The sequence below is a fragment of the Streptomyces sp. bgisy100 genome (genome assembly GCF_057709105.1).
Genome location: NZ_JBYITE010000030.1, coordinates 1 through 12,630, shown reverse-complemented (window position 1 = coordinate 12,630; position 12,630 = coordinate 1). Strand labels below are relative to the sequence as shown.

At 73.7% G+C, this 12,630-nt stretch carries 6 protein-coding genes; 4 read left to right on the top strand and 2 right to left on the bottom strand.

Annotated elements, in window-relative coordinates:
• Positions 1 to 113: 113 nt before the first annotated feature.
• On the bottom strand, positions 114 to 1,514 hold the full coding sequence (gene lpdA, locus AC3EQ1_RS20090; RefSeq protein WP_432095716.1) for a dihydrolipoyl dehydrogenase: 1,401 nt from the start codon (positions 1,512 to 1,514) through the stop codon (positions 114 to 116).
• Positions 1,515 to 1,737: 223 nt separating this feature from the next.
• Between lpdA and AC3EQ1_RS20085 the strand changes: the two genes are divergently transcribed.
• From AC3EQ1_RS20085 to AC3EQ1_RS20075, 3 genes are read left to right on the top strand one after another with little or no spacing between them, the layout of a single operon-like run.
• A complete protein-coding gene (locus AC3EQ1_RS20085; RefSeq protein ID WP_488187162.1) occupies positions 1,738 to 3,258 on the top strand; it encodes a TIGR02677 family protein in 1,521 nt (506 codons plus the stop codon).
• Positions 3,255 to 4,517: a TIGR02678 family protein gene (locus AC3EQ1_RS20080; protein ID WP_432095714.1), complete on the top strand. Its 1,263-nt coding sequence runs from the start codon at positions 3,255 to 3,257 to the stop codon at positions 4,515 to 4,517. Before AC3EQ1_RS20085 ends, AC3EQ1_RS20080 begins: the two co-directional genes overlap by 4 nt.
• Positions 4,514 to 8,797 (top strand): TIGR02680 family protein, encoded by a 4,284-nt coding sequence (locus AC3EQ1_RS20075; RefSeq protein ID WP_432095713.1) that lies wholly within the window; start codon positions 4,514 to 4,516, stop codon positions 8,795 to 8,797. Before AC3EQ1_RS20080 ends, AC3EQ1_RS20075 begins: the two co-directional genes overlap by 4 nt.
• A gap of 121 nt (positions 8,798 to 8,918) precedes the next feature.
• Here the strand turns inward: AC3EQ1_RS20075 and AC3EQ1_RS20070 are convergent, their stop codons facing one another.
• Positions 8,919 to 10,511 (bottom strand): ABC transporter substrate-binding protein, encoded by a 1,593-nt coding sequence (locus tag AC3EQ1_RS20070; protein WP_432095712.1) that lies wholly within the window; start codon positions 10,509 to 10,511, stop codon positions 8,919 to 8,921.
• Between the two features lie 566 nt (positions 10,512 to 11,077).
• Between AC3EQ1_RS20070 and AC3EQ1_RS20065 the strand changes: the two genes are divergently transcribed.
• Complete coding sequence (locus AC3EQ1_RS20065; protein ID WP_432095711.1) at positions 11,078 to 12,274, top strand: 4-hydroxybenzoate 3-monooxygenase; 1,197 nt, start codon at positions 11,078 to 11,080, stop codon at positions 12,272 to 12,274.
• Positions 12,275 to 12,630 lie beyond the last annotated feature (356 nt).

Here is a 12,630-nt window from a genome sequence, read left to right as displayed (position 1 = left end):
TGGCTCGTAGCCCGCCGAAGGCTCAAAGTCCCAGAGAAGTCCCAGGGATGCCGCCGTACCACTCTCTGCCCCGCTGAGTAGCAGGCCAGACGGGGTGCGGCGGCATCTGCACATCACATGTTGATCATGTGCCCCGCCAGCCCGTGCACGGCCTCCTTCACCGCCTCGCCGAGAGTCGGGTGCCCGTGCACATTGCGGGCCACCTCATGGACGGTCAGGTCCCACTGCTGGGCCAGCGTCAGCTCCGGGAGCAGCTCCGTCACCTCGGGCCCGATGAGATGGGCGCCGAGGAGCTCCCCGTACCGGGCGTCGCTGAGGATCTTCACAAAGCCCGCGGTGTCGCCGAGACCGTGCGACTTGCCGTTCGCGGTGAAGGGGAACTTGGCCACCCGTACGTCGAACCCCTGCTCACGCGCCTGCACCTCCGTCCAGCCGAAGCTGGCGATCTGCGGCTGGCAGTAGGTGGCGCGCGGAATCATCACGTAGTCGAGCTCCATGGTCTCGGCGCCCGCGATGGTCTCCGCCGCGACGATGCCCATGGCCTCCGCCGCGTGCGCGAGCATCAGCTTCGCCGTGACGTCACCGATGGCGAAGATGTGCGGCACATTCGTGCGGCAGCGGGCGTCGACGTCGATCGCACCCCGCTCGGTCAGCCGGACCCCGGTGTTCTTCAGGCCGTAGCCGCCGACCCGCGGCTGGAAGCCGATGGCCTGCAGCACCTTGTCGGCCTCCAGCGTCTGCCGCTGGCCGCCGGTGGTCACCATGACGCGGACCCGGTCCCCGGAGTCGTCGATCGCCTCCACCCGGGTGGAGGTCAGCACATTGACGCCCAGCTTGCGGAAGCGCTTCGCGAGCTCGGCCGAGACCTCCTCGTCCTCCAGCGGGACGATCCGGTCCAGGAACTCCACCAGCGTGACCTCGACCCCGTAGCTGCGCATCACATAGGCGAACTCGACGCCGATGGCGCCCGCGCCCGCGATCACGATGCTGCCGGGGAGCTCGGAGCTGAGGATCTGCTCCTCGTAGGTGACGACCCGTTCGCTCAGCGAGGTGCCGGGCAGCAGCTTCGTCGTGGCGCCTGCCGCGATGACGCAGTGGTCGAAGGTGACGGACTCGGTGCCGCCGCCTGCGAGCGCGACCTGGAGGGTGTGGTCGTCCGTGAAGCTGCCCACGCCCTCGTACTTGGTGATCCCGTTCTTCTTCATCAGGTAGTGCACGCCCTTGACGCGCCCGTCGGCCACCTTGCGGCTGCGGGTGTAGGCCGCCTCGTAGTCGAAGGTGACCGTGCCGTCGACGCGGATGCCGAACGTCTTCGCCTCCTGGGTGAAGAGGTGCGCCAGTTCGGCGTTGCGCAGCAGGGCCTTGGACGGGATGCAGCCCACGTTCAGGCAGACGCCGCCCCAGTACCGCTCCTCGACGATCGCCGTGCTCAGGCCGAGTTGGGCGGCCCTGATCGCTGCCACATATCCGCCGGGACCGGCGCCCAGAACCACCACGTCAAAGTGTGCGCTCATGACCGGCAGCCTATGCCGCGCCGGACATTTCACGCCGGATCAGCGCGCAATCGGCGCATGCGAGCCACGTCACGTCCGGTGTGCCGCCGGATCGGGTGATCGCGGCGTGGCTGTCGGTGGCTCCTCGTACGGTGGTCCCCGGGTGAGGGCGCGGGGGTGGCGCCCGGAGGAAGGGGACAGAGCGATGGAGCCGTTACGCAAGCCGACGGACAGGGTCCGGTTCGTGCCCGGCAGTCGGGCCGGACTGGACGCAGCGGTTCTCCAAGTGCTCGCCGCCGCCGGGGAGTGCCGGGAGACCGCACTCGGGACGGACGACATCCGCCGCGTGGCGGGCGGTGCGGACGGGCCGGGCACCGTAACGGAGCTGGACCTCGCGGCAGCGCTGGAGCGGCTCCGCGCGTGGGGGCTGCTGCAGCCGAACGGGGACGGAGGCGAGGCGCCACGCCCCGCAGAGGAGTACGAGCGCGGCGCCGTCCGGTACTCCCTGACCCGGCACGGGGAGGCGGTGATCGCCGGAGTCCGGCATGCCCTGGGCCTGCTGGACTCCTGCGGAGCCCCGCGGACCGCGGTGCTCGACGCGGTCGCCGAACGCCTCGACGAGCTGGACCGGCTGCTCGCCGGGCCCGCCACGGCCGACGGCCGGATGCTCGCCGCCCTCACCGAGCTGGAGGCGCACCTGGCGGAGCTGGACGCCAACACCGCGGCGCTCCACGGCGAACCGCGGAGCCCGGGCCGGGCCGGCGAGGCGGGGACGGCCGGCGTTCCCGCCGTGCGGACGGCGACGCCGGCCCGGCTCCAGGAGTTCCTGACCGGGCTGGAGCAACGGGGGCCCGCACTGGCGTCGGCCGTCGCCCGCATCGAGGAGCGCGGCGTGATGGTGCTGCATGAACGGGCCCTGCGCGGTGCGCAACCGCCACCCCACGGCGGCGGGGACGCCGAAGCCGCCTGGCTGGAGCGGCGCCGCGAGCAATGGGAGCTGCTGCGGGCCTGGTTCCGGCCCGCCGACGGCACACCGGCCCGTATCCAGCGGCTGCATGACACCGCCCGACAGGCGGTCCTTACCCTGCTGCATATGCTCGACCGCATCACGGATCCACGCCGCCCCTCCGCCACCACCGACCAGGACTTCCGGGAACTGGCCCGGTGGTTCGCCGCCGCGCCGGGCGAGGACGAACTGCACCGGCTCTGGGCGGCGGCCTTCGGCCTCACCTCCGCCCGCCACGCCCACCTCTGCCACCCCGACCCCGAGCTCATCTCCCCGGCCGAGAGCTGGGCCTTCGCCCAGCCCGTCGAAGTGTCCTCGCTGCTGCGCAGCAGCGGCCGGACCGAGCGGTTCACCCGGACCGCCCGGGTGCGCGACGTCGCCGGCCTCAAGGCGGCCCGCGCCGAACGCGCCCGGCACGAGCGGGCCGAACTCGAAGCGGCCTGGGACCTGCTGCGCACCGACGGGCCGGTCCGCCTCTCGGACTTCGGCGGGCTGGAGCACGGGGTGTTCGACCGGCTGCTCGACCTGCTCGGCCGCGCGCTCTCCACCCCTCCCGACAGCACCGGAGCCCGCCGCGGCAGCACCGGCGACGGGCGCGTCGAGGTGGTGCTGCGGGAGGCGGCCGACGGCCGGACCGCGGTGCTGCGCACTCCCCACGGCAGCCTGGAGGGCCCCGACTACCTCGTCGAGGTACGCCCGTCGGGCGGCGCCCCCGTGCCGTCCCCGCGCACCGCCGGCGCCCCGGAGGCAGCGGAATGAGCAACCTCAACAACCAACTCGTCGTCGCCGAGCGGGAGGACGTCGCCCGGGGCCTCAAGGCCCTGCTGCGCACCCCCCTCGTCACCGGCCGGACCGACCCGGACGCCTTCGACGTGATCCGGCGCCGCCGGGAACCCCTCACCAAGTGGTTCGACTACCACTGCGGCTGGGCCCTCTCGGTGGAACCCCGGCGGGGCTACGCGCGCCTGCTGAAGGTGCGGCCCGACGCCGACGCGACCCGCCCCGCCCGGCGGCAGCGGGCGGGCCGGGCGCCGTTCGACCGCCGTCGCTACGTCCTGCTGTGCCTGCTCGCCGCCGAGCTGCTGCCGGTACCGGTGATCACCATCGGCCTGCTCACCGAGCGGGTGGCGGAGGCGAGTTCCGCGGATCCGGCGCTTCCCGGCTTCGACCCCGCACACCGGGCCGAGCGCCTGGCCTGCGTGGACGCCCTGAGCCTGCTGGAGTCCACCGGGGCCCTGGAAGCCGTGGACGGCGTCACCGAGAGCTTCGTGGACGACCCCGGGGCGCAGGTGCTCTACCGGGTGGACGCGACCCTGCTGGAGCGGCTCCTCGCCGCCCCCAACAGCCCTTCCCGGGCCGCCGTCCCCGCCGACGAGGTGCCCCGCCGGTTCGACGAGCTGCTGGACGGGCTGGCAGGGGAGGGCCGCGGCTCCGCGGCGGAGCCCGGCAGCGGCCCGGCCGCCGGCGACGGGCCCCGGCGCACCGTGCGGCTGCGGCACGCCGTCCTCCGCCGGCTCTTCGACGACCCGGTGCTCTACCGCGACGAACTGACCCCGGACGAAGGCGCATTCCTCGCCTCACCGGCCGGCCGGCTCACCGTGCACCGGGCCGTGGAACAGGCCGGGTTCGTCCTGGAGGAGCGGGCCGAGGGCCTGCTGCTCATCGACCCGGACGCCATCGCCACCGACAGCACCTTCCCCGACGACTCCGGCACCGTCAACGTCGCGGCGCTGCTCCTGCTCGACCCCGTCGTGGCCTCCCCGCACGGTCGCAGCCGCGAGGAGCTCTACGGCGACACCGAGGAACTGCTGCGCCGCTTCCCGCGCTGGGCGAAGACCTTCTCGACGCCCGGGGGAGTGAACCGGCTCGTGGACGACGCCGTCCGCGTCCTGACCGACTTTGCACTGGTCCGCCGCACGGAGGACGATCGGGTGACGGCCCGTCCCGCCGCCGCCCGGTACCGCGGCACGGACCCCACCTCCACCACGACCCACACCCCGGAAGGGGACCTTCGGTGAGCATCACGGAACTCCCCCGACCGGCGGCCGAGCCCGCGGACGGTACGGCCCCCGGGGCCCCGGCCGGGTCCCGGTGGCAGCCGTCGCGCGCCGGCATCGTCAACGTCTGGCGCTACTACGACGAGACGTTCACCTTCCACGACGGGCGGTTGCTGCTGCGCGGGCCGAACGGCTCCGGCAAGTCCAAGGCCCTCGAGGTTCTGCTGCCCCACCTGTTCGACGCGAGCCTGCGCCCGCACCGGCTGTCCACCTTCGGCGGCTCCGAACGCACCATGCACTGGAACCTCATGGGTTCCGGAACCACCGGCAAGACCCGAGTCGGCTATGTGTGGCTGGAGTTCACCCGGGGGCGGGGCGAGGAGCGGTCCTGGTTCTGCTGCGGAGCGCGGCTGCAGGCCAGCGCGCACACCAGCGCGGTGCACGCCGACTACTTCACGACCACCCAGCGGATCGCCGTCGACGGCGGCCTGCCCCTGGTCAACGCGGCCGGGCAGCCGCTCACCCGGGCCGCACTGGCCGAAGCCCTCGCCGGACACGGCGAGGTCCACGCGAGTCCGGAGGGCTACCGCGACGCCGTCCGCGGCACCCTCTTCCCGCGCCTGAGCGAGCAGCGGTACGAAGCGCTCATCACCGCCCTGCTGCAACTGCGCACCCCCAAGCTCTCCGAACGCCTCGACCCCTCCCTGCTGTCGTCCCTGCTGTCCAAGGCCCTGCCGCCGCTCGGTACCGCCGAGGTCGCCGAACTGGCCGACGGGTTCGAACAGCTCGACCAGGAGCGCGAACAGCTGCGCCGGCTCGACGAGGAAGTGGCCGCGGCCGGCACCCTGGCCGCTCGGCAACGCGACTACGCCCGGCGGGTGCTCCGCGGCGCGGCGTCCGGGCTGATCTCCGCCGGCACCGAGCTGGAGACCCTCGCGCTGGTGGCCCGGCAGAGCGAGGAGAGCCACGACCGGGCGCGGGCCGAGCGGGACGCGGCGGAGCAGCGCAGAAAGGAGCTGACCGAGGCCGTCGAGCAGCTCGAAGCGGGCATCGACGGGCTGACGGACAGCGCGGAGTACCGCCGGGGCGGCGAGGCCGACCAGCTCCGCCGGCAGACGGAGGAGGCCCGTGCCGACGCCGTGTGGCAGCGGCGGGAGGCCGACGCCGGCCTCGGGGAGAGCGGGGGCGACGAGCGGCTGGCCGAGGAGACGCAGCGGAGTGCCGCGTCCCGGGCCGCGGAGGTCGCGGCGGCACTGGACGCCGTGCGGGAGGCGGCCCGGAGCGCCGGTCTGGAGCCGCTGTGCCCCGCGCTCGAAGCTGCCCTGGAGGCGCCCGGCTCGCCGGCCGCGCCGGAGGCCGGGGCATCGGACGGCGCGCCCGCGGAGCCCGGCGGAAGCGCCGGGTCCGTCCCGGAGGGGGCCTCGGCGGTGCCCGGGTCCGCTGCGGAGGGGGCCGCGGGGCTGTCCGGGGCCGTCCCGGAGGGAGCCGCAGCGCTGCCCGGGTCCGCTCCGGAGGGAGAAGTTCCGGACGGGTCCGCCGGGTCCGCCGAGGAGCGTGCCCGGACCGCCCGTCGGCTGCTGCGGGACGCGGTGCGGGAGCGGTCCGCGCGGATCGCGGCCGTACGGCGCGCCGTTGACCGGCTCGACCGCGCCGTCACCGAACGCGGCGCGGCCGAGGAGGAGTTGGAGGGTGCCCGGGAGCGGCTGGCCGAGGCGCACGGGGAGCGCGAGGAGTGCGACCGGGTCTACGACCGGGCGCTGGGCGAACAGGCCCAGCAGGTGCGGGAGTGGGCCGAGGGCTGCGCCGAGCTGCGCTTCGCCGACCTCGACGACCTGGTCGCCCACGCCGCGACCGAGAGCGCGGTGTCGGCCGGGACGGAGGAGGCCACCCGCACCGTCGAAGCGGAGCTGACCGCGAGCGAGACGGTGGCCCGGGCCGCCCTCCGGGACGCCCGGCAGGAGCGGGGCCGGCTGACCGCCGGTGTCGAACTCCTGGGCCGCCAGACGGATCTGCCGCCCACTGCGCCGGCCACCCGGACCGCCGTCCGGTCCACCATGGACGGCGCACCGCTGTGGCGGCTGGTCGCCTTCCACGACGAGGTGCCCGACGGGGTCCGGGCGGGCGTCGAGGCGGCGCTCCAGGCCTGCGGCCTGCTGGACGCCTGGGTGGGCACCCACGGGGAGGTCACGGCCCCCGGCCACGACGTCCTGGCCCACCCGGAGTCCGTCACCCCCGTCGACGGGCCGTCCCTGCTCGATGTGCTCCGGCCCGAGCCCGGCACCGCCGTCCCCACGGAGCGGGTCCGGCAACTGCTCGCCGCCATCGCCCATGGCCCGGCGCTCCCCGCCGGACACCCGCTGGCGGTCGGCGCGGACGGCAGTTGGCGGCTGGCCGGGATGACCGGCACCTGGAGCAAGGAGGAGGCCGCCCACATCGGCGCCTCCGCACGCGAGCGGACCCGCAGGCGGCGGATAGCGGAACTCCTCGAACGGCTCGACACGGTGACCGCGCTCATCGGCGAACTCGACGAGGAACTGCAGCAGCTTCAGCAGCGCCGGGAACGTCTCGCGGCGGACCGCAGGGCACGCCCGAACCCACGCCGGCTCCGGGCCGCCAAGCGCCGCTGGGACCGCGCGGAGTCCCTGCTCTCCTCCCGGGACGACGCGGTCCGCGCCGCCGTCACCCGGCTGGAGGCCCGCGAACAGGAGGTGGCCAGGGCCCTGCGCGCGCTCGGCTCGGCCGCCGAACCGTACGGCCTTCCTGCCGAGCACGGCGCGCTGGACACCCTGGAGTCCGCCGTCGCGGCGCTGCAGGAGTCCGGCGATCGCTGGCTGGACGCCCAGCTCCGGCTCCGGGACGGACTCCGGGCCGCCACGGACGCCCGCGACCGGGCCGGCCGGTCCCGGGCACGCGCCGGGGAACACCTCGCCCGGGCCGAGGCCGCCGAGTCCCGGGCCCGCTCCCTGGCCGCCACACTGGAGGCCGCGGAGAGCGCCGCCGGTGAGAGCCACGGCCGGGTCGCCGCGCGGATCGGCGAGTCGCGCGAAGCCCTGGCAGCGGCCCGGCGCGAGACGGAGGAGCTCTCCGCCCACCTGGTGAACCTGGCGGAGCGGATCGGTGCCCTGGGGGTCACCACGGCCGAGGACATCGGCCGCCGCGACGCCGCCGTCGCCGTACGCGACGGCGCGGCCGAGCACTTCCGGCAGCTGTGCCTCCTCGGCTTCGCGGAGGACGCCGACATCCCGCTGGCCTGCGCGGCCGACGACGGGATTCCCGCCCTCCTCTCGGCCGCCCAGGACACCGCGGAGGCCTGGCCCTCCCTGGCCCACGGACCGGAGGAGACCACCGAGGAGCTGGGCCGGCTGACCGAGGCGCTGCACACCTGCCGGCCCTCCCTCGGGGCCCGTGCGGAGCTCGGTCTGGAGACCCACGGCGCCACCGCGGTGCTCACCGCCTCGCTGGACGGGACACCGATCGGCGCGGCCCGGCTCCACGCCGCGCTCATCGCCGAGCGGGAACAGCGCCGGGAGCACATCGGCACGGCCGAGCGGACGCTGTTCGAGACGGCCCTCGAGGGCGACGTCCGGCGCCATCTGGCGGCCCGGATACGGCAGGCCAATGAGCTGGTCGACACGATGAACGCCCATCTGGGCCGGGTGCGCACCGCCTCGGACGTGGCCGTCCGGCTGGTGTGGCAGGTCCACCCCGACCTGCCGCCGGACATCCGGACCGCCCGCGACCTGCTGCTGGCGGACCCGGCCACGATCGGCGAGACCGGCCGCGCCACCCTGCACGCGTTCCTGCGCAGCCGCATCGAGGAGGCCAAGGCCCGCAACACCGCCGCCACCTGGGAGGAGCAGCTCTCCGAAGTCCTGAACTACCCCGCCTGGCACCAGTTCGTCGTGGAGCTCGACCGTTCGAACGGCTCCGGCAGGCAATTGCTGACCAAGAAGCTGCACGGCGCGCTGTCCGGCGGGGAGAAGGCGATCGCGCTGCATCTGCCGCTGTTCGCCGCGGTGGCCGCGCACTACCAGGCCGTGCCGGAGGCGCCCCGGCTCATCCTGCTGGACGAGGTCTTCGCGGGTGTCGACACCGCCAACCGGGGCCAGGTGTTCGGCCTCCTCGGAGCCCTCGACCTCGACCTGGTGCTCACCTCGGACCACGAGTGGTGCACCTACCGCGAGCTGGACGGCATCGCCGTCCACCAGCTGATCACCGGGGACGGCGACGACGCGGTGACCAGCGCCCGGTTCGTCTGGAGCGGCGGCGACCTCCGGCCCGAGGACCCCGCCGACGGGTGAGGCCCCTGCCGTGCGGCCCCGCCCCGGCGGCGAGCCGCACGGCGCCGGCGCCCCACCCGCCCTGTACACAGCGAAGGGCGCTCCCCCGAGGAGGGAGCGCCCGGGGCGTGTCCTTAACGGATCACTCCTCGCTCTTGCTGATCTCCCAGAAGCGCGGCACGGTCGAGGCGTCGAGGCTCCACTCGATGCCGTAGATGCCCTTCTGGGCCACCGCGTACTGCTTGCCCTGCCACAGCGGCAGCACCGGCAGGTCGTCCGCGACGATGGACTGTATCTCCGCGAACTTGTCCGCCGTGACCGGCCGGTTGGCCTCCAGCACGGTGTCCGGGATCAGGTCGTCGGTGATCCGCTTGGACTCGTAGCTGTTGGCGAGAATGCTCTTCTTGCTGAAGAACGGCGTGATGAAGATGTCCGGGTCCGGGTAGTCGGGCAGCCAGCCCCGCACGTAGACGCCGTACTTCCCGGCGCGCACGCCCTTGTCGTACTCGTCGAGCGGGACGCTCTTCACCTCGGCGTCGAAGAGGCCGCTCGCGTTGAGCTGCTGCGCGATCTCCTTGAAGGCCGGCACGGTGGCGGGCCCGAAGCGGACCGGCGTCGCCCACAGGGTCAGCTTGACCTTGCCGTTGATCCCCGCCCCGCGGAGCGCGGCCGCCGCCTTGTCGCGCTGCGGCCGGTCGCCGTACTTGTCGAAGAACGGCGTCTTGTGACCGGTGATGCCGGCCGGGATCACCGAGTACAGCGGCTCGGCGGTGCGCTGGTACACGTCACGGACCAGCGCGGTGCGGTCGACCAGGTGCGCGATGGCCTTGCGGACGCCCAGCTTCCCGACGACCGGGTCCTTCATGTTGAAGACCATGTGCATCACTTCGGCGCTGGCGCCGTCGACGACCCTGACGTTCCCCCGGTTCTGGGTGGTCTTGGTCTCGAGCTCGTAGATGTCCTTCGCCGCGAGTCCGCGGTAGGCGAGGTCCACGGTGCCGCGCTGCACGGCGTGCTTGAGCGCCTCCTGGTCGCCGTGGAAGGACTTCAGCGTCATGCCGGAGTTCTTGGGCTCGGCCGAGCCCTTGTACTGCGGGTTGACCGAGAAGTCGGCCTTCTTCCGGTTGAACGAGTCCAGCTTGTACACACCGGAACCGAAGATCTTGTTGTCCGTGCGCAGCCGGTCCGCGGGGTACTCCCGGTGGTCCACGATGGCCCCGGCGTTCGACGCGATCTTCATCGGGAACGTCGCGTCGGAGCTCCGGAGGCGGAAGATCACGGTCCTGTCGTCCGGGGTCTCGACGTTCTTGATCGACGACAGCAGGTACGCCGGACCTTTGTCGTCGTTGATCCGCAGGGTGCGCTCGAAGGAGTACGCCACGTCCTCGGCGGTCATGCTGTTGCCGTTGCTGAACTTCAGGCCGTCCTTCAGCACGCAGCGGTACACCCGGCTGGCGCTGTCCGTGAAGCCGCAGCTCTTGGCGGCCTCGGGCTCCGGCGTGGTGCTGCCCCGCGGGAAGCTGATGAGCGACTGGAAGACGTTGTTGAACACCAACCAGGAGCCCACGTTGTAGCCGGAGGCCGGGTCGAGGGACTGCACCTCGTCGGTCGTCCCCATGATCACCGGTTCACCCGTGCCCGCCGCGTCCCCCTCGTCCGAACCGCAGCCCGAGAGCAGGCCGGCGACGACACCCACTCCGAGCGAGCCGGCCAGCCACTGGTGACGTTTTCTCAACCGCACGTTCCTCACACTTTTCTCTGTCGGCCCACCAGGCGCCGCGGGGAGCCGGCCGCACCTGCCCCGGCCGGGCTCCCACAGCTGTCGCACCGGGGAGGAGTTGATCGCTCGCTCTTCGCCGCTGACGGCCGCCGCGCGCGACGGCCACTGCGTGCCCTTCCGCGGCGGGGACCCGGGGCGCGCCGTCGTCGGCCGAGCCCACGGTTGCCGGGGCCGCCGGCAGCGCCGTGGCCGGCAGCCCCCGGTGGGTCGGGGAGACCAGCACACTACGGATCCGCCGCTCCGGAAGAGGGGCGGGACAGGTGTCCTTGGTGAAGAACGGATCGATGAAGTTATCGGTGTGTCCGGGGTAACCAGCCATACCGTAGTCCGCATCCTGACACCTCGGGTAAGCGGGGCGGAACAGTTCACGGCCACCGACCTCACGGTTATGACCCGGGTGCGCACAATGTCCGCAAACTGCAGTTGCGGTGGAGTGGCGACGGGGTTCTCCGTCACGGGAAGATCATCGCCGCGGCGCCGTCCGGGCGGCCGTGTCCCTGGAGGAAGGCAGAACTGTTCCCATGCCCTCAACGAGGACCCAGGTCGCCGTCGTCGGCGCCGGACCGGCGGGCCTGACCTTGGCAAACGTCCTGCGGCGGAAGGGAGTCGACTGTGTCGTGATCGAGGCCGCGAGTCGTTCCTTCATCGAGCGGCGCCCCCGCGCGGGCTTCCTCGAGGAATGGGCGGTGCGCGCTCTGGAGCGGCACGGTCTGGCGGGCCGGCTGCTGCGGACTGCGGAGCGCCACGGAGCGTGTGAATTCCGTTACGACGGCGCCCGCCACGCCTTCGCTTATGCGGAACTCACCGGTCGGCACCATTTCGTGTATCCGCAGCAGGAGTTGGTCACCGATCTGGTGGGGCATTTCGCCGACGGCGGCGGTGATGTCCGCTTCGAGGTGCGGGACGTCGCATTGCACGACCTGCTCTCCGGGCAGCCCTCGGTCACCTACACCGGTGCCGACGGCGAACGGCACCGGATCTCCTGCGACTACATCGCCGGGTGCGACGGGGCCCGCGGGGTGTCCCGGAGCCATCTGCCCGCCGACAGCACCGTCTTCGCCCAGCACGACTACGGCGTCGGCTGGCTCGCCGTGCTCGCCGAGGCGCCGCCGTCCGCGGACGGCGTGGTGTTCGGCATCCACCCCCGCGGGTTCGCCGCGCACATGGCCCGCAGCCCGCAGGTCACCCGCTTCTACCTGGAGTGCCCGCCGGGGGACGACGAGGCCGCCTGGCCGGACGAGCGGGTCTGGGAGGAGCTGCAGGCCCGGCTCGCCGTCCCCGGCGGGGAGGTCACCGAGGGCCGCCTGATCGAGAAGCGGGTCCTCGACATGCACAACTACGTGGTGGCCCCGATGTCCCACGGCCGGCTGCACCTCGCCGGGGACGCCGCACACCTCGTCGCCCCCATCGGCGCCAAGGGCATGAACCTCGCGCTGCACGACGCGCTGCTGCTCGCCGAGGCCTTCACCGCCCACTACGGGACGGGTGACGACACCGGGCTGACCGGGTATTCGGCCGCCAGTCTGCGGCGGGTCTGGCAGTACCAGGAGTTCTCGCAGTGGTTCTCCGAACTGCTGCACGGGCCGACCGCAGGGGCCGGCGCGGCCGACCCGTTCCGGGCGGGCGTCGCCGGGGCGCGCCTGCGGCGCCTGCTGGACTCCCCGGCGGCGGCCGCCGCGTTCGCCGAGCTCTACATCGGGCAGTATCCGGAATCCTGAGCCGGGTGCCGGGTGCCGGGTGCCGGGTGCCGGGTGCCGGGTGCCGGGTGCCGGGCCGCCCCGGTACGGCCCCGCGCCCGGCCTGTACGCATGGCCCGGCCCGCTTCCGGTCCCCTGCCCGCGCGCTCGGTTCCTGGCGCTGCCGGCCCGGTTCGCCCCGACGGCACCGGGCCGCCGGACGCCCGGCCGCCGTACTTCCCTGCCCCGTCCGTTCCGTGCGCCATCCGCTCCGCACCCCGGTCCGTCCCGGCACCCCGCCGCTGGTCACCGCCCGACCCCCGTCCCGGCGGTGACCAGCGGCGGGGGGGGGGGGGGGGGGGGGGGGGGGGGGGGGGGGAGGGGGGGGGGGGGGGGGG

What these genes read in the sequence shown, in the direction of transcription:
- lpdA (WP_432095716.1), bottom strand. Translation starts at nt 1,514, where the DNA reads ATGAGCGCACACTTTGACGTGGTGGTTCTGGGCGCCGGTCCCGGCGGA.
- AC3EQ1_RS20080 (WP_432095714.1), top strand. Translation starts at nt 3,255, where the DNA reads ATGAGCAACCTCAACAACCAACTCGTCGTCGCCGAGCGGGAGGACGTC.
- AC3EQ1_RS20065 (WP_432095711.1), top strand. Translation starts at nt 11,078, where the DNA reads ATGCCCTCAACGAGGACCCAGGTCGCCGTCGTCGGCGCCGGACCGGCG.